This window comes from Magnetofaba australis IT-1, from assembly GCF_002109495.1.
GTDB lineage: Bacteria > Pseudomonadota > Magnetococcia > Magnetococcales > Magnetococcaceae > Magnetofaba > Magnetofaba australis.
The window spans coordinates 18,551-35,314 of the sequence record NZ_LVJN01000015.1 but is presented as its reverse complement, the minus strand read 5'-3'; the positions used below and the strand labels follow the sequence as shown (position 1 = coordinate 35,314).

General features: G+C 55.0%; 13 protein-coding genes and 2 pseudogenes. 4 read left to right on the top strand and 11 right to left on the bottom strand.

What is annotated here, in order from left to right:
• The first annotated feature begins 172 nt into the window (after positions 1-172).
• Entirely contained in the window at positions 173-973 is an 801-nt protein-coding gene (locus MAIT1_RS02450) for a DUF3800 domain-containing protein (RefSeq protein WP_158089265.1), read from the top strand.
• Between the two features lie 472 nt (positions 974-1,445).
• On the opposite strand, the gene MAIT1_RS02445 is transcribed toward MAIT1_RS02450, so the two are convergent.
• A complete protein-coding gene (locus MAIT1_RS02445; RefSeq protein WP_085440431.1) occupies positions 1,446-1,820 on the bottom strand; it encodes a helix-turn-helix domain-containing protein in 375 nt (124 codons plus the stop codon).
• A 249-nt stretch (positions 1,821-2,069) separates the two neighbouring features.
• On the opposite strand from MAIT1_RS02445, the gene MAIT1_RS02440 reads away from it, so the two are divergent.
• Positions 2,070-2,285, top strand: coding sequence for a hypothetical protein (locus tag MAIT1_RS02440; RefSeq protein ID WP_085440430.1), 216 nt, complete (start codon positions 2,070-2,072; stop codon positions 2,283-2,285).
• 935 nt (positions 2,286-3,220) lie between these two features.
• Positions 3,221-4,207: a site-specific integrase gene (locus MAIT1_RS02435; protein WP_158089264.1), complete on the top strand. Its 987-nt coding sequence runs from the start codon at positions 3,221-3,223 to the stop codon at positions 4,205-4,207.
• Between the two features lie 4 nt (positions 4,208-4,211).
• On the opposite strand, the gene MAIT1_RS21415 is transcribed toward MAIT1_RS02435, so the two are convergent.
• The 7 genes and pseudogenes from MAIT1_RS21415 to istA form a co-directional block, all read right to left on the bottom strand.
• Positions 4,212-5,681 (bottom strand): NUDIX domain-containing protein, encoded by a 1,470-nt coding sequence (locus MAIT1_RS21415; protein WP_143814612.1) that lies wholly within the window; start codon positions 5,679-5,681, stop codon positions 4,212-4,214.
• A 1-nt stretch (position 5,682) separates the two neighbouring features.
• Positions 5,683-6,219, bottom strand: coding sequence for an ImmA/IrrE family metallo-endopeptidase (locus MAIT1_RS02420; protein WP_085440426.1), 537 nt, complete (start codon positions 6,217-6,219; stop codon positions 5,683-5,685).
• Between the two features lie 189 nt (positions 6,220-6,408).
• A complete protein-coding gene (locus MAIT1_RS02415; RefSeq protein WP_085440425.1) occupies positions 6,409-6,780 on the bottom strand; it encodes a helix-turn-helix domain-containing protein in 372 nt (123 codons plus the stop codon).
• A 14-nt stretch (positions 6,781-6,794) separates the two neighbouring features.
• Positions 6,795-7,043 carry a type II toxin-antitoxin system RelE family toxin gene (locus MAIT1_RS02410; RefSeq protein ID WP_085441204.1) on the bottom strand — a complete coding sequence of 83 codons (249 nt, stop codon included), beginning with the start codon at positions 7,041-7,043 and terminating at the stop codon, positions 6,795-6,797.
• A gap of 301 nt (positions 7,044-7,344) precedes the next feature.
• Complete coding sequence (locus tag MAIT1_RS02405) at positions 7,345-7,848, bottom strand: tyrosine-type recombinase/integrase (RefSeq protein ID WP_198947779.1); 504 nt, start codon at positions 7,846-7,848, stop codon at positions 7,345-7,347.
• Between the two features lie 227 nt (positions 7,849-8,075).
• Positions 8,076-8,876: an IS21-like element helper ATPase IstB gene (istB, locus tag MAIT1_RS02400; protein ID WP_085440234.1), complete on the bottom strand. Its 801-nt coding sequence runs from the start codon at positions 8,874-8,876 to the stop codon at positions 8,076-8,078.
• Positions 8,873-10,373, bottom strand: a pseudogene (gene istA, locus MAIT1_RS02395) (IS21 family transposase). Before istA ends, istB begins: the two are co-directional and overlap by 4 nt.
• Positions 10,374-10,503: 130 nt before the next feature.
• Here istA and MAIT1_RS22180 point away from each other — a divergent pair.
• Positions 10,504-10,671 (top strand): annotated as a pseudogene (locus MAIT1_RS22180) (IS3-like element ISMasp3 family transposase); the annotation flags it as partial.
• On the opposite strand, the gene MAIT1_RS02390 reads toward MAIT1_RS22180, so the two are convergent.
• Genes MAIT1_RS02390 through pglZ form a run of 3 tightly spaced genes read right to left on the bottom strand, consistent with a single transcriptional unit; the run spans position 10,606 to position 16,761 of the window.
• Positions 10,606-12,732 carry a DEAD/DEAH box helicase gene (locus MAIT1_RS02390; protein WP_085440423.1) on the bottom strand — a complete coding sequence of 709 codons (2,127 nt, stop codon included), beginning with the start codon at positions 12,730-12,732 and terminating at the stop codon, positions 10,606-10,608. The pseudogene MAIT1_RS22180 and the gene MAIT1_RS02390 sit on opposite strands and share 66 nt — an antisense overlap.
• A complete protein-coding gene (gene brxD, locus MAIT1_RS02385; protein ID WP_085440422.1) occupies positions 12,729-14,045 on the bottom strand; it encodes a BREX system ATP-binding protein BrxD in 1,317 nt (438 codons plus the stop codon). The genes MAIT1_RS02390 and brxD overlap by 4 nt, the downstream gene beginning before the upstream one ends.
• A gap of 16 nt (positions 14,046-14,061) precedes the next feature.
• Positions 14,062-16,761: a BREX-2 system phosphatase PglZ gene (pglZ, locus tag MAIT1_RS02380; RefSeq protein WP_085440421.1), complete on the bottom strand. Its 2,700-nt coding sequence runs from the start codon at positions 16,759-16,761 to the stop codon at positions 14,062-14,064.
• Positions 16,762-16,764 lie beyond the last annotated feature (3 nt).

The following is a 16,764-nucleotide window of genomic DNA, read 5'->3' as shown; positions in this document are numbered from 1 at the left end:
TGATGCCTCATGATGAATTCTCGTGCAGTATTGCGGCGAATATTTATCTTGACTGATGGCAGTAAGTTTGCTACTGCTTCTCGCGAGTGGCGGCGTTCTATGAGCGTGCGCGCTCCTTCCGGGGCCTGTGATGCTAGCGTGTCACAGGCTTCCGCGTTTCTGGAGTTCCTCCATGCTCTATATCGCCTATCTGGATGAGTTCGGTCATGACGGCCAATTCGTCTCTCGCAGCCATCTGAAATACAATACAAGCCCAGTGTTTGGATTTGGCGGCATTGTATTGCCATGGAACGCGGCACGCCCTTTTGGTTCTTGGTTCTACCAGCGGAAGAATGAACTGCTTGACTGGGAAATTAAGCGGTCCGGCGAGCATCCAGGACGATGGGAGAAAAAAGGCGCGTCCCTCTACACATCGCAAAACATCCATAACTATCCAGAACTAAGGCGATTCACATTCAGGTTGCTCAATAAAATCCATGAGATGGACGGGTATGTGTTCTATTCCGGCGTGGAAAAGTACATGCGCCCAGAGGAGCATAAAACGCTCCAGATCTATATAGGTAACTTCAAGAAATCATTGAAGCTAATCGACTCTCATCTTTCCAAAACACACGATAAGCTCATTCTGGTTATGGATCAGCATCAACAGCGCACTGAGATGGTCAGAGAGTCGGCGCAAGCCATGTTTGGCTCTGATGAAGTGAGAACACTTATTGAGTTGCCATTTCAGGTAGAAAGCCACCTGTACCAGACTCTGCAATGCGCCGACTGGATTTGCGCCCTCATTGGCCGCTGGGCGGCCTACTCGTACGATCCGTATGTATATCAAGATTTTGAATGGGCTGAGCGCTATTTCGGCGACCGCATACGGAGCAATCACCAGAACAGCAATATCAACAAGCGACGGCAGACATCCGCCCCCACGGCCATGTATAACGCATTCAAAACCGCCCATGACGCCAAGCGCAAATGACACGCACGGGTTAAGAAACGACAAAGCCGGGAAGGCATGAGCCCTCCCGGCTTTGTTTTTTATGCGATGGCTTCAACGCCGCCACGTTGAAGTCAAGCCAGGGGTGGGAGTGGGATATCCTGGCGGGAACTGCCCCCCTGATGCCCAGTCAATCAGGCAATGGGAGGCGACGTCCGGGCATCACCTCCCGCCCCATGGTTCCTTTGGGCGCACAAACCCCGGAGTGCTTTCATGACCATGATGGACTGCCAAACACAATCTTATGTGGGTGAAGGGCAGAACCCAAGAAGTATTTGTCTGGAATGGTTCATGGGGTGAGATAAGTTGAAGTGTCGGCGGGCGCGACACGGTGATGAATCTCCCGGTCGTAACACGCAGCATGCTGCGGAGTGCTATGTGGGGTTTCCGGCTTGGCCGGACTGGGAGGCCCCACCGCCCGCCGACACTCCCTATCACTCCCCCAAGAGAACGGCTATTCCACCAGATCGTTGAGCGGTGAAGGTTTGACGTTGCCCTTCAGCCATTGCCGGATGCTTACACGAGAGACGCGCAAGCGGTTGGCGATATCTGCCATACTCCATCCCGCCTGAAAGAGCCAGCGCGCCAAAGTTCTGTTTTCAAAAGCCACTTCAATCACTTCATCCGCCAGCGCCGTTGAGAGTGCTGCCGCCGCCTCTTCGCCCACACACGCTTCAAGTCTGGAGTTGGTTGGATCAGTTGGGATATAGAGTTGTTTGCCGCCCAACTCCAATGCAATCTTCATGGCGGCGTCATGCCCGGCAATCTCTGCAATGCGGCGGATATGGCCTGAGCCATAGCGATACTTCGGCGGTGGTTTCGCGGCCATGGTTTGAAATGATCGGCTGGGAAAGGAGAGAGGCGAACGCCCAGAGTCAGACGCCCGCCCCGATGAACACGCCCCATCAGGCTACCCAGCCAGCCATCGCAAAAGCATCCCGGCCTATCTTTCGAGTTGTTTGATATTGATGAGATTTTTCGCAATCTTTGCATCAAGCAGAAGAATTCTTTGCTAAACTGAACCTGTCCTTTTCATCCTTCCCGATAGCAATCCCAGTGCTTTGAGGGAGCCTGCGTCATGACAGCCTATCGAATCAGCATCCACGCCGGGGCGGTCACCCTGCTTGGGCTTTTGTTCTGGCTAAGCGGCTCCCCACCTGAACTTGACCTCTCCTTGGGCACGCTCATAGCTCTGGCCATCCTCTACGGCTTGGGCTGGGTGGCTTCGCTGATGGCCATCTTCCTCATACTCATTTGCTGGGATGCCCTGGCAGGGGATCATTGGAGTTCGTGAGCGGGGCGCATGCTTCCAATGCGCGCAGCTTGCCCAATCATCGGCATTGTGCGCGCACCGCGCTGCGCAATTCACCGCCATAATTTCCGTATAACATGTTATTCATGCAAGGATTTCCATAAGCGCGCCATCTGCGATTGCCCGCCCTTGCGCTATGGGTAGAGCGCGCCCATTCCTTAGCGCCAGGACTGGCCCTGAAGAAGGGATCTCAGCAATAAATATATAGGGGGGGGAGATGCGAAAATCTCGTTTTTCCGTCCAGAAGCGAAGATTCTAGACTTATTACATATAGTTAGGCCTGGACGGAATGCAAAACGGAACCCGTCCACCCTTTTGCCACAATCTGCTAAGAATAAGAAATTTACTAAGTAAAAACATGTATATGAGTGATTCTGTCCAGTGGACGGAATAGGGTGTCTGGTGGACGGAATAGCGATTTTTTGATTGCGCTTGCAATCATCGTCTAGTCAGTCCGGCCAAGCCTCTATTCCGTCCATTGCACTACTCCAGCCCGTCCAAGGAATTTTCTATTCCGTCCACTTTTCCTGACTTTCCGTCCACTCTATATATCTATATCTATACAATTCAAATAGATATATAAGTAAGTGGACGGATGTGCATGCGCTCCCCTCGCATGTGAGGAATATAGGCTCCTAGTTGAGAAAAGATCTTATTCCCTTTTCAGGGCTCAGGAAGTCCATTTGGCGCTCGATCTCCCCCCAAACGCGCCAAGCGAATGGCCATGCGCGCTTGCCACATCTCTCTGTTCCTGGCTATAGCCATCAGATGACGACGTGGCCGCCGCTGTGGCCATCAATCCGCCTGCTCAGAACCGGGCGCGGAATCGACTTGCGGCCACCGATTCACCCACGTAAAATGGGCTCTCAAATGTGAGTGATAATTACACTTAACGATCACATATGAAGGGGGCGGCTGTGAATGAAGCGGAACAGAAGGGCCTGATGCTCAAGCACGCCGGGGGGAGCCTCATCACGCCGGAAGAGGTGGAAGGGCGGTTGGCCGAATATGCCCAGCAAGCCAGGGGCGCATTCTCAGACAACACCGTCAGGGCATGGCGCAACGATAATCGCCTCTTCTCTTCGTGGTGCGTCTCCCATGGCCATCATGCCTTGCCCGCATCGGGGGAGACGGTGGCGGCCTTCGTAGATGCCATGGCCATGAGCCATGCGCCCGCCTCCATTCGCCGCTACATCGCCAGCATCAGCGCTATGCACAAGGCGGCGGGCTTTGACAATCCGTGCGCCGCTCAAGAGGTCAAACTGGCCGTCAAGCGCTTGAACCGGGAGAAAGGGACGCGCCAGCGCCAAGCCTCACCCATCAATCGCCCGGTGTTTGATCGGCTCATCGAGCAGGGCGACAACGGCCAATTCCGCGACGCCCGCGACGTGGCCATGCTGGCCATCTCCTATGACACCCTGTGCCGACGTTCGGAGTTGGTGGCCATCAACGTGGAAGACATAGAGGAAGTGGGCGATGGCTCGGGAACCGTTCTGATTCGGCGCAGCAAGACGGACCAAGAGGGGGCGGGCGCGGTGCGCTATCTGGCTCCTGACAGCATGCGCACGCTCAAAGAGTGGCTGGCGCTGGCCAAGATCACCGAAGGGGCCGTGTTCCGGGGGGTGGATAACGCCAACCGGCTCAACAAGCGTCTGAGCGCCCAAGGCGTGGCCAGAGCCTTCAAGCGGCTGGCGGATCGGGCGGGCGTGGATGCCGCCCAGATCTCTGGCCATTCATGCCGGGTGGGCGCTGCGCAAGACATGGTGAACGTGGGGTTGGGCTTGCCGGACGTGATGCAGGCGGGCGGATGGAAGACCCCGGCCATGGTGGCCCGCTATACCGAACGCCAAGCGGCCCAACGTGGCGCTGCGCGCAAACTGGCGACGCTTCAGAACAGGGAATGAGTGTTCACTGGCTCTGGGGCTCTTGTTTGGTCTTTGGGGGGCGCAACTCTTTGTATCTGCGCTGAGCTATCGAGATATTCTTATGTAGATCTGGAACACAATCCTGGAGATTTAGAGCTTTCAATTGGTTAGAGGTATGCCATTTTACTTCAGAATGCTTTCTCGATATTGGCGGATTTTTTCTGCTTTCTTGGGCAATTGCTAAATAGAGGTAACCCGGAATCTTTTCCACACTCCGTGGAAAGAGGTAAGCCCCTACAGGGGTTTCGCCAATCACCTCGATTTCCAAGCCATAATCTGCTTGATATTCTTTTTTGAGTTGCTCGACAGGGCTCACTCCTTGAACAAGCTGGCCGCAACCAAATTCCCATTTCCCTTTGAGTTGCTCTTTGTTCTCTTTGCGCTTTGAAAGAAGGACTTTATCTCCCCTACGATTTAATACGATGGCTGCTACATGCACTTCGGCGCGTGGGGACTGACGGCGCTTGTCCAATGGATGGTTAGGAAACATCTGAGCATCGTTGATGGCGCTAAGAATTTGCTTCACAGACTCATCAACCTCATTGTGTACTAAAGCTGCGTCAAGCTGACGGGTTAACTTTTCATTCTTCTCGTTGCCCACATTGCGTACAGAGCGTTTTCCCTTGAAATCGCCCAGATCATTAAGCTCAGGTTCTAACTGCTCAAAATAAAGGAAAGTATTGGCGATATGTTTCCAATCGTGATGATACCAAATGATTGGATAGGGCAACCCTCCCCAGATCCCCTTTAGCCTTGCATATTCAACCACTTGAAAGTTTGCAAGTTCTGCATTGCCCTTGGCAGTTTGACGCAACACCCCCATCAATGTCGCACTTATAGCCAGTTTGCGCTTATCCGCATGACTGGCAACGCGGAACCCTTCATCAATATGTGGCCCCAGAAAATCCCGCGCGCCAATATGATGCTGCCCCCCAACTTGACGGGAAATATTTGGAATGGCGCTCCAATCATTTTGGGAATCATTTTGACGTTCGTTACCAGATTCGAACCGTACGCATGCAATCCAAACTGTCCCTTTGACATCTAACACACCACTGGGGAAATCCTCATCTTCTGCACACAAAGCATCTAACTTTGCTTTTACGTCATTCATTTTATTGTATGTTTCCAGAATAGCGGACAAAATTTCTTCTGGAGAACGGATATGAAGGCGAAATAGCACTTCATCTCCAACATGTTTCCAGACCTGAAATTGACCGTCGCTCACTAAAGCTTCTTCTGCTTTAACATAGAAACGATCTAACGCTACAGGCCATTTTTCGGTGCGCGCCTTGAATGATGTTGAGTTTACAAGGTCCAATGAGACAAAAAGCTGTGCTGATGGCGGTACTGCATTTTCATCGTTATGAGCTTGGTCATACTCTTTGTCGGCGTCTGTATGCTTGCGCTTACTCAGAGCCGCATCTACTTGAGCTTTCTTGGGGTTAACCATGTCAATCCCACTCCAGCACGCCCAGCCAGCGCCCTCTCAATCTTGCAGCAGGCTCAGAGACGCCAAAATGCTGCGCAACACGTTTGATGTCTACCCTCTGTTCAGCATCAGTGTGTTGGTCAAACACCTCTAAATATTGGGCTTGAGGCATAAGAAAGGCCCCCGCAAATTCGTTGGCCTCATATTCTGCCTCCGTGGCTCCATATCTAGTGCGAACTGAGTTGTCCCCCTGCTCAATGGTATTCCACTTTTCCCAGTTAACACCGAAGCCCATATGCAGGAAGAGGTGCCCAAGTTCATGGGCGATGGAAAAGCGCTCTCTGACTTCGCTCACGCCCTCACGTAAATTGATCCTAAACCCCCACTCATCGCTTTTATGCACTGTGGCTTCATAGGCCATCTCTTTGAAGCCAAGCTCCCTGATCTCCCCCTGGAGCTTAGCCACAGCTTGACGCACATCCACAGGAACGCTCAACCCAAGCGACTCCCGGATATCATCTGCCATCTCATTGATAATCTGGCGCTTATGTTCATCCATGGCGCTGTCTCGCTTTATACATAGGGGGAAATTCCTGAGAAGTGCATTCTGGAGAAACGGGGGCTTGAATGCAACTTTTCAAGCTTGATGCCCCATTTCGCTGAACCTGCATTAGAGAGCAGACCCGCCCCAAGCTGCCGCCTTTGATCCGCCTGCCAATTGAATGGTGCGCATTTGGAATCCCCTTTCTCACTCCGAAACCAACAACATATCAGGCTCAACGCCCAACGCTGGCGCTATCTTTTTCAGCTTAGCCTCAACCCCAGAGCGCTTCCCGTTCTCAAGCTGGCTCAGGTAGGGCTTGGAGAGCCCGCACTGTTGGGCCAACTGATCCAAGGTCAGCCCACGGTACTCCCGATAGACACGAATCGGGTTTTCCCCATCCACGATGCGGTCGATGACTTCGGCGGGGAAATACTCCTCATCGCGCGCCATGGCCTCATCATAGGCTTGGATATCCGCCTTCTCTTCCAGAGCCTCCACCATCCGCTCATACTCCACCAGGGGCAACACAGCCAGCTTTTCCCCGGACGCGGTCTCAATGATTTGCGGCTTGCCCATAACTCACCTCACCTTCAATAGACGCCGCCACGCGCGCCTATTTCATGAATGGCCATCACACGGCCATCTTGTGTGAAAATCACCCGCCAGTTGCCCACCCGAAGCCGGTAGCCTTCCCGCCCTTGCAGCTTCTTGACGTTGTTGGCCTGCTGATCGGGATTGGTCGCGTACTCCCGAATCTTGCCGCGTACCCGCTTGCGTTCGTTGGCGGGCATCCGGGTCAACGCCCTGGCGGCTTGTTTGGAATACGTGATGGTGAACATGCAGACAATGTTAGCATGGTGCAAATAGATTGCAAACAGAAAGGGCTCATCACTTTCCACCAAGTTGTGACCATACGGTGACTATGCGCAACCAAATCGGGCCAAAGCATGCCCACAGGCACAAATTCCCATGGTCGCCAAAGCCCCTTGCCTTTCATGGTCATAGACCGACTCAGAGCAGGCATAAAAAAAGGATTCGAACCCCATGCGTGGGGTTCGAATCCCTGCTCCTCCGCCATCTTTTCAAGTATTTAGCACCGTTTTCCGCTCTGCTCACTACCCTGTAAATTCCCCTAAACTGTCAACAAAGTGTCAACGCGGATTTTAGCGGGTTGAGCTTCACAGCTTCCAGCAAGTGATCCGGGGCGAGATGCGCATACCGCATTGTCATGGTCAACGTGGTGTGGCCCAGAATGCGTTGCAGCACCAGAATGTTCCCCCCAGCCATGATGAAGTGGCTGGCGAAGGTGTGGCGCAATACATGGGTCAACTGCCCCTTGGGAAGCTCCAGGCCGGACTTGTCCAGCGCCGTGCGGAAAGCGTTCATCGAGGGGCGGAAATGGCCATGCTCCTGAATACGAGTTTCAATCATGGCCATCAAATCCAGATCGACCGGAACCACGCGATTACGGCCCCCTTTGGTTCGCTGAAATTCTATGCGGTCCCGGTGCAGTTGGCTTGTCAACAACCCTTCCGCTTCGCCCCATCTGGCCCCCGTTGCCAAGCAGATCCGCACCACCACCGGCAAATCGGGATTACTGCTTTGGTCCACTGTGTCAATGGCGCCCGAAAAATGCAGCACCATGGCGCCGCAATAATGCATCACTTGGGCATTGGTTGGGCGCGTAGCGCACAACGGGGTTTGCCGTTTTCCTTTGTCTTTAAAAAAACGAACAAAAACATCTTTTCAACACACTTGAGATTCAGAATGAGGGAGAGGCGGCAGACCTGTGGGAAACGTGTTTTCGTTTTCCACAGGGATAGCGGAGCGTCCGCCTCTCCCGGAGCCGCAAGTGGGCAGGATCGCCAGTTTCAGGAAGGGTCGGTTTTGCTATTTGAGCAGGAAGCTTTTGTTTCTGCAGCGCGCTTTTGCCGTTTGCTTTGATTCAGTCGATAGCTTTCGCCGTTCATCTCCAGGATGTGGACATGATGGGTCAACCGATCCAGCAGGGCGCCGGTGAGGCGCTCGGAGCCGAAGACCTCCGTCCACTCCTCGAACGGCAGGTTGCTGGTCACCATCACTGAACCCTGCTCATAGCGCTGGCTGATCACCTCAAAGAGCAGCTCAGCCCCCGTTTTGGAGAGTGGGACGAAGCCCAATTCGTCGATGATCAACAGCTTGTGTTTACTCAACTGACTCTGGAAACGCTGCAGCTGCTTTTCGTCGCGCGCCTCCATCAACTGGTGTACCAGCGACGCGGCAGTGGTGAAGCCAACCGCCAACCCCTGCTGACAGGCGGCCAGGCCCAATCCCAACGCAATATGGGTTTTCCCGGTTCCGCTGTTGCCCAAGGCGATGATATTGGCTCGGCGCTGAATGTATTCGCAACGCGCCAGCTCCATCACCAGAACCTTGTTCAATGAGGGCATGGCCAGGAAATCAAAGGAGTCCAGGCTCTTGATGGTGGGAAACCGGGCTTGTTTGATACGTCGCTCCACCATGCGCCGCTCCCGCTCAATCAACTCCAGTTCGCTCAGTCGCAGCAGGTATCGGCTATGATCAACGCCTTCCGCCGCGCACTGTTTGGCGATCTTTTCATATTCTCGATAAAATGTGGGCAGTTTGAGCGCTTTGAGGTGGTGCGCCAGGAGGATCTGCGGAGAGTCGTTCATGGTTGCTCTCCTGACGTCAACGCGGCGTAATCCCTGGCGGATGTACGCGCCACATGCACTTCGGGCAAAAAGGGATATCGGGACAGATCCAAACGGAGCGGACGTTGTTCAATGTGCCGGATCAGCAGATGTTTGACCGCCTCAAAGCCAATGGCGCCCAACTTCAACGCCTGTTGCACGGCAAAATGGACCTGTTCAAAGGAGAACGTCTCCAATAGGCGCAGAACCTGAATATATTCCCGCTTGCCCTTTTTACCCAGGCGGGACTCCATCAGACGGCGCAAGGTGGCGAACTCATCTGGCAGTTCCCATCCTTGCAACGGGGCGGCTTGATCCAGCGCCCTGGGTTTCTCCTCCAGCAGCGCCAGATAGTGCAAGGGGTCATAGATGGCGTCCTCACGCGCATAGGAGCGTGGATGCCGGGCAATCACCTCAGCGCCACAGGCGATCACCACTTCGTGGATGTAGCCCCGCACCTGCACATCGTGAAAGCCATAACGCACCGGAACCGAATAGTCATTGGTTCGATAGCGCACCAGCGCCTGGGATGTGACCTTGGCGCTCACCTTCTCGCAAGCGTCGTAGGGAATTGGCGGCAGCGGCAGGAACGCCGCCTGGTCTGTGGAAAATCGTTCTCCGATACTCCGCTGACAGCCTCGCAATGTCTGTTGACGACGCTCCAGGCATTTCTGGCGCAGGTGAGCGTTGAGCGCATCAAACGATTCAAAGCGGGGAGCCGGGACCATGAAGTTGCGTCGGGCGTAGCCGACCAGCCCCTCGACCTTGCCTTTGTCGTTACCTCGCGCCGGGCGGCCAAAGCGGCTATCGAACAGGTAATGGGATTGCAGCCGGATCATCTCTTCGGTCAGATCTCGGCGACCATCCCGGTAAACTTTGACCACGGCGATGCTGGTGTTGTCGTACAGAATGCTTTGGGGAACGCCGCCGAAGTGATCACAGGCGGCGTTATGCCCCGCACAAAACGCTTCCGTGGTTTCCGCGGGGAAGCCCATAACGAAGCTGTCGTCGCTGTAGGGCAGACTCATACAGAAAAAGTGGATCTTGCGCTCCACGCCGCCGATCACGCCGTGCGTTTGCCCAAAGTCCACCTGGGCGTGTCCGGGCGCATGGCTGAGGGGAACAAACTTCTCTTTCAGATGCAGACGCTTGCCGCGCACATACTCCTTGACCGCGCCATATTTCCCGTCGTAGCCGTATTCATCGCACAGCCGTTCATATATCCGCTGCGCGGTGTGGCGCTCCTTCTTGATCTTCTCCAGACTCGTTCTTGAGAATCTGATCTATGAACCCGGTGAACGGCCCCAGTTTGGGCAATCTGACCGGCTTGCTCCGCTGGTAGCCTGGCGGCTCAGGGTTCTCCATCATTTTGCGCACCGTGCGCGGATCCAGCTCAAAGGCCTCCGCCGCCTTGCGCTTGCTCATCCCGCCTCTGGTTACCGCCAAACGCACTTCTCTGTACATGCTCACTGAATACATCCTCCCACCCCTGACCCGGAAACTCTATGACTGAGTTTTCTGAGTTAGAGAGTCTTTTTCTGGTGTGGGATTTTTGGACCGCCATTTTTGGACGATCCAAGCTGTTTCAGTGATGCATTATTACGGCGCCATTCTCAGTCGTCGTCGCGTCGCTCGGATCAAAAGGGGCTTGGGGCTGGTTTGCAAGGCGCAGCGCCGCTTCAAAGTCGTGACAACGGATTCAGATCACGTTCTACCTGTTGCGCCAAATCGCCTGAACAGGGAGTTTACGGCGTCCCGCCCAGATTGCGCCTACGTATTTCGGGGTAAAGACCAACGCAGAGTTTCTCCTGACCAACATCTTTTCAACAATCCGTACGGGAAGGCACTCATCAAATTTATACGGAGATGTGGCCCCTCCACAGATTCCCGCGTCTAAGTTTTCCATCCGCTGCAAACAGGACGCTATCGCCGTACGGATCTGCTCACTCTGCGCATTTCCACGAATCGCCAGAGAGTAATTGTCCGAATGCGTAACAAGGGACATTTGATTCATGCATTTGGCCACCATGGCATTGAAGGTCCCGCCTGCAAAGGTCCACCAGCGAATCGCGGCTTTCCCCTCGTCGATTAAAAATGTCTTCCCAGCCTCCAACCACTCAAACTCATCATGGAGTTCCCCTAACAAAGATCGACCCCTTTCTGAAAAGACAATCCCTTCGACCTGCCCCATTAATACCTGAGCAACAGATTGGCAAAGCTCGAAATACATAGGTTGACCGCCGCCAACCCAACGGGATGAGCCTCTCTCCTTTGAAGGCTCAACGTAAGCAATATGCCGGTTCCAGTCTATGTGTGTAACGCGCCAACTTTGACCAGCCAGCGCTAACACCGCCGGCGCCTCTTTATTGGTCTGGAATGAGTTCTGATGAACTTGCCCGATCTCCTTACGACCATGGAGGATGGTAAACATCGGGGGACTGAGGAATACGGACATTAATTCCATGAAGTTGCGCCGACCAAACGTCGCTTCCCCCTCATCGCCCATTATGAGCAACCCGCCATCTTCGAATAGAATCCCCTCAATGAGCATGTGCTGGAGAACTGTATTCTGATCATTAAGCTCCATCTCTGCGAATCCAGGCATGCCACAGATATGTTCCCGCCAAGCTCGTATGCCAATACCGGATTCCTGTAGCGCCAAAGCCATGATCTGCTGGGCCAGGATGTGAAATGGCAAGGGCGGAGGAGTGATCGGCTCCACATACCCATCCGCCCAAAGTCGCATCAATCCCATTGCTCTGAGAAAAGCATCCTCGGAGGTCGTGAGAAAGAGGCAGTTACGACTACTTCCCGGCCTACGTCCCGTGCGCCCAATGCGTTGCAGAAAGGATGAGACCGTAAAGGGCGCATCGATCTGAATCACTCGATCCAGATCCCCCACATCGATGCCTAGCTCCAGAGTGCTGGTGGCGACGATCACACAGTCTTGTCCTTGTGAGAATGCTGCTTCAGCACGCTTTCTTTCATCCAGACTCAGCGAACTGTGGGAGACGTAGGTCTCGACGCCTAGACCACGCAGCTCCACCGAGAGCTTTTCAACTTGGTTGCGGCTATCGCAGAAGACCAGCCTCTTTTCTCCCCTGTGCAAGCGGGAGATGACAATGGCGGCATTGCTCAGGTTGCCAACGTAATCCACCTGCACATCCGGCTTGACGGCGTCCCTCACCGGCGGATTAATCACCAGTCCCTCGGACTTGGAGGAGCCGGAAACCCACTGTAGAAGCTCCTCGGGGTTCCCAACGGTCGCGGACAGGCCGATGCGCTGAATGTCCCGGCCAGTTAGATGCGTCAATCGTTCCAGAAGCGCGAGGAGATGCCATCCCCGGTCGTCCCCGGCAAACGCGTGAACCTCATCGATGACAACAGCTTTAACGTTCTGGAGAAGAATCCGATGGTCGATGCGACGGGAAACCAGGATCACTTCGATGGATTCCGGGGTTGCCAGCAGGATATCGGGGGGATCGTTGGCGATTTTCAGACGCTTGCTGTCCTTTACATCGCCATGCCACAAGGCAACGCGTCGTCCAATGAGGTTACCAAAGCTCTCAAGTCTATGTTCCAGATTGTTTAGCAGCGCTTTGATCGGGCAGATATAGAGGACAGACAGCCCTTGCCAGTTCTCTTTGAGCATGCGGGAAAAGATGGGAAAGATGGCGGCTTCCGTCTTCCCCCCTGCCGTTGGGGCCAGGAGAATCGCGTTCCGCCCCTTCATGATGGGATCAATGGAGGACTCTTGCAGAGGCCGGAGAGATGGCCAGCCCAGTGAGTTGACAATGTGATGCTGTACGGCTGGGTGCAGGTTTTCAAACGAGCTCATATGCTAAGCTCAATGTCGTTGACAGACGATGCCCCCATCACATTCCGCTCAGACTCATTGAGGTCACTATCGTTGAGTGTGAGAGCATAGTGCTCCCGAGGGTTGAAATCCGGGAACTGATCGATTCGGTCCAGCACGTCGCTGACCAGCTTTCGCAGGAAGATGCGGGGGGCAATCCCCACTTTCCCACCGAGATTTCCCGTCACCGCCTGCGCCAAAACATCCACATAGGCATTATCGGCCATCTTGCGGATATGCTCTTCAGACGCACTTCCCTGAGCGAACAGATCACGAATATTCCGCCCGACTTCCCCCAGTTTGGGAAGATCAAATCCCGCCAGCCGAATCTGCACTGCACGGGGATTGTCGAAACGCGCATCCGTGGTGAAGTCTACATTAAGCCGCTGCGCCAGCGGCGCGAGTCGCTGAATGCCTTGTGGGCCTTCGTAGAATGCGGGCGTGCCCGTGATCAGAAGGTAGAGCCCGGGGAATCGTCCCGAATCCACCTCATCGATAAACTGCCTTAGGGCATTGAGCCCCTTATCCCGGACATCAGTGCGCACGCGTTGGAGTGTCTCGACCTCATCCAACACCAACAGAAGCCCAGGGTGACCAGAATCGCGCAGGATGACCAACAGCCCCTGTAGAAAGCTCAAGGCCCCAAAGTGATCCATATCGCCCTTGATGCCCGCTTTGCGCTTAATGCTGGCGGACACATTGGGTTGCCCAGAGATCCAAGCAATCAATCCTTCTGCGGTGGCCGCATCATCCTCTGCAAGCGCGACGCGATAAGTCCGCAGGGCGGCGGCCAAGGCGGGGGCGCTCCGGGTGATCTCCCAGAGGCGTTTTTCCATCATCTCGTTGGTCTTGGACAGAAGCTGCTTCTCATCATCCTCAACCACGTCGCCTGCAGCCAGGACATCCTCTTCCAGAGCGTAGAACCACCCATCCAGAATTTGTCTTAATGCGCCGTTGGGCGTATCCGAAGTAGAGAGGCGCTCCACTAAGCGTCGGTAGACGGTTTCCAGGCGATGCAATGGGGTTTCCGTCTCTGAGATCTGCACCTCTGAGGTTGCAAAGCCCTTTTTCTTGGCTCTCTCCTGGAGCCAGCGCGCAAAGAAGGTCTTTCCGCTGCCATATTCGCCGCGCACCGCCTTGAACGCTCCCTGACCTCGTTCAACGCCAGCCAACTCCTCTTCCAAGGCAGCTTCAAAACGATCGAGCCCCACGGCAAAGGCGTCCAGACTCCGCTGAGGCACCGTTCCCCGGCGGAGAGAGTCGATAATCTCTTTGCGTCGCTGGGGACTGATCATCAATGTCCTCCTCCCATCAGAATGGGCCTTTGAGCTCAAATTGGGTGGTGAGAAGCTTCTTATCCAGCTCCACCATATCGCTATTCTCATCCACTTCAAGAATGGGGAAGCCATCAACATTGAGGATTCGACGCAAGGCCGCCAACATGCCAGGAAAACGCATGCGGGGCGCTTCCAGCGCTTTTGCAAGACCAGCGCGCGTCATCTTGCCACCCCGCGCATCCAGCGCCACAAGGAAGCTTCTGACTTTGGCGTCATCCAGCGCCACGCGGGCTCCCATGGATTTTTGCTCCTGATAAACCTCGGAAAGCAATAAGGCGGCGATCCATCCATCCGCCTTGAGCGACTCTTCCAGCGACTCCTCAACACCCGAGAACAAGTTGGGAGCAGAGGGCTCAGAATCCACTCTCTTGTTAGCCTTGGATTTCTTGGCTGCTGGCTTGGGTTGCTCAGGCTCCATCTTATCCCACCAAGCGGGCCAGGCGCTGGTGGTTTCCGTCCAATCTTCCGGCGTTGTTTGCGTCCCCGAATGGAGCACAGCAAGGGGCACAACGACCTCTTGAGGAGACACGCCCCCATGGTAGCCATACTTCTTGGTGGCGTAGCGAATCTTCTCACTCCAGGGCGCGATCAAGCGCTCACCCTCTGGCCACACCCGAGGCCCCGTGATGATGACTTCCTCATCATCAGGGTCGCCAACAACAGGTCGACTCCGCTCTTGGCTCTGCTCATGGGCGCGATACTCCAGATCACGCTCCAACACATGCCCATGATCGCTGGTGATAATCACGGTTCGATTGGATTCACGGGCGGCATCCAGCACCTGACTGAGAGGAACGATGGTCTCCGAGGTCCAGCTCTCTTTGAACTGTCCCCCTTTGGCCAGATAATCATCCACGGTATTGATGACCACCCCGATAACTCGCCGCTCTGTTCCTGCGATCTGGCTACGCACTTCCTGAGAAAGCCCTCGCCCCCCAGATTCGGTCAGTTCCGCCTTGTGGTAGAGAATAGGCGGGAACTTGGCGCTCGAAATGGAGCGAAGCCCCTCATGCTTTTTGAATCCCTCTTTCTCCTTGGCGCTGTTCCCTGATGTGAGCTGCCCACACAGCAAGCTGGCCCGGGAAATCTCGGTTCTGGTTGGCAGGGCCGCCACCACGGGTTTGCGCTCGCCAACTTCTCCATGCCCCAGTTCGACCCAGCCCTGGCTATGCAGATCCTGCAACAGCTCCCGGAAGACCGCGACGCTCATGCCATCCAGCACCAGCAGGAGCGCGGGGCGATCCTTTGCCAAAGGCGCGACGACACGATCCAGTAGTTCCTCGATCCAAAGCACCGTTGTGGACGGTGCGGCGTGAGTGCTCCATTGCGCGATCAGTTGGCCAAACCGGCGATTTTCCTCTTCCCTGGCCTCATCCACCTTGTTTGCCAGCTTTGCATAGGCTTTTGACAGTTCAGGATTGCTGTCCCCATCCCAAATTCTTGCGCGAGCCCAATCCACAAACCCGCTGTCGCTGAAGTAATGTTCAACAGCCTCCGGAAATGAATCCGCAACGTGATGCTCCCTAGAACCTTCAAGCCATCGGACCAAGCGTACCGCCATTTTGAGACTGTCCGCTCTATTCGGCTTGACTCCGGCCATCCGGTGATCAAGCGCGAACTGGGCCGCTCCCTCAAGATTCTCCAGCGTCTTCTTCCCAGCTTTGGCGGAAATTGCGCGCACAATCGTACTGGCTACCGCATCCAATCGGCGTTCAAATCCTTTGGGTAGAATTGGGCTGGCGGCCACAAAAGCATCGGCCTTGATATCCGCCAGGATCTCCTCAGCTCGACGTTGGAAGGCGTGCGTGGCATGCAACTCCCGTTTGGCCAGTTCGGCTTCCATGACTGAGGAGACCGCCGCGCCCCACCCACGACCGACTTCCGGCTTGAGGCTGGACCCACCCAAGAAACGCTCTTCCAATCTTGCGGCGGCAGTGGCCAATTCTGCTTCTCCAGAGGCGGAAGCATCAAAGATCACCTGGCAAACCAGTCCCAACGGGAGCAACTCCTTGCCATGCCCCTCCTCCAGCGCCATCAGCATGATCCGACCCACATCCCCTGCGGACAGGGCAATCCAGTCTGGCAGACTTTTGCGAAACTCCATTGGCGCGGTGAGGTAGGTCTCTACGCTTGACGCATCTTTAGCCCATCGCGCCAGTTCAATGGCGTCCACTTGGCGCTGATCGAACCCAAGATAGAGTCTGAGCAAAAGCTGCCAAGCAAAATCAGCGGTTAACACTTGGCCCGGAATGGGCGGAAACCCCTCTTTTGGCTGGGCTTGGAGCAAGGCGTCCGCCATCCACCCTTGATGATCCAGGCGCGCATCGATCTCATCCACGGCAAACAGATCGCGCACAATCCGCCAACTTTGGATGGAATAGATCCGCTGATTCCATAAGCGGGCGAGAACATCCAGTCCCAGACTCTTCTCATCCAACGAAGTCAGAAAGACCGCGACTTCATCTGAACCACCGTGATTGACCAGCGCTTCACGCAAAGCCAATGAGGACGCATAGTTGCGTATGTGCAAGTGATGCTCGCCCAGAGTGAGGTTGGTTTCGCCGCGCCAGGGACCAACGGAGCGGATGCCGATGGCGCGCGCAAGCGGATCCTTGCGCAAAATGGCGCGGACTTGCGCGATCACCTGGGACTCTGTGACTTCCAGCGGACTCAAGGG

Coding starts and splice junctions, on each gene's coding strand:
- MAIT1_RS02450 (WP_158089265.1), top strand. CDS start 173: ATGCTCTATATCGCCTATCTGGATGAGTTCGGTCATGACGGCCAATTC.
- MAIT1_RS02445 (WP_085440431.1), bottom strand. CDS start 1,820: ATGGCCGCGAAACCACCGCCGAAGTATCGCTATGGCTCAGGCCATATC.
- MAIT1_RS02440 (WP_085440430.1), top strand. CDS start 2,070: ATGACAGCCTATCGAATCAGCATCCACGCCGGGGCGGTCACCCTGCTT.
- MAIT1_RS21415 (WP_143814612.1), bottom strand. CDS start 5,681: ATGGTTAACCCCAAGAAAGCTCAAGTAGATGCGGCTCTGAGTAAGCGC.
- MAIT1_RS02420 (WP_085440426.1), bottom strand. CDS start 6,219: ATGGATGAACATAAGCGCCAGATTATCAATGAGATGGCAGATGATATC.
- MAIT1_RS02415 (WP_085440425.1), bottom strand. CDS start 6,780: ATGGGCAAGCCGCAAATCATTGAGACCGCGTCCGGGGAAAAGCTGGCT.
- MAIT1_RS02410 (WP_085441204.1), bottom strand. CDS start 7,043: ATGTTCACCATCACGTATTCCAAACAAGCCGCCAGGGCGTTGACCCGG.
- MAIT1_RS02405 (WP_198947779.1), bottom strand. CDS start 7,848: ATGGTGCTGCATTTTTCGGGCGCCATTGACACAGTGGACCAAAGCAGT.
- istB (WP_085440234.1), bottom strand. CDS start 8,876: ATGAACGACTCTCCGCAGATCCTCCTGGCGCACCACCTCAAAGCGCTC.
- MAIT1_RS02390 (WP_085440423.1), bottom strand. CDS start 12,732: ATGAGCTCGTTTGAAAACCTGCACCCAGCCGTACAGCATCACATTGTC.
- brxD (WP_085440422.1), bottom strand. CDS start 14,045: ATGATCAGTCCCCAGCGACGCAAAGAGATTATCGACTCTCTCCGCCGG.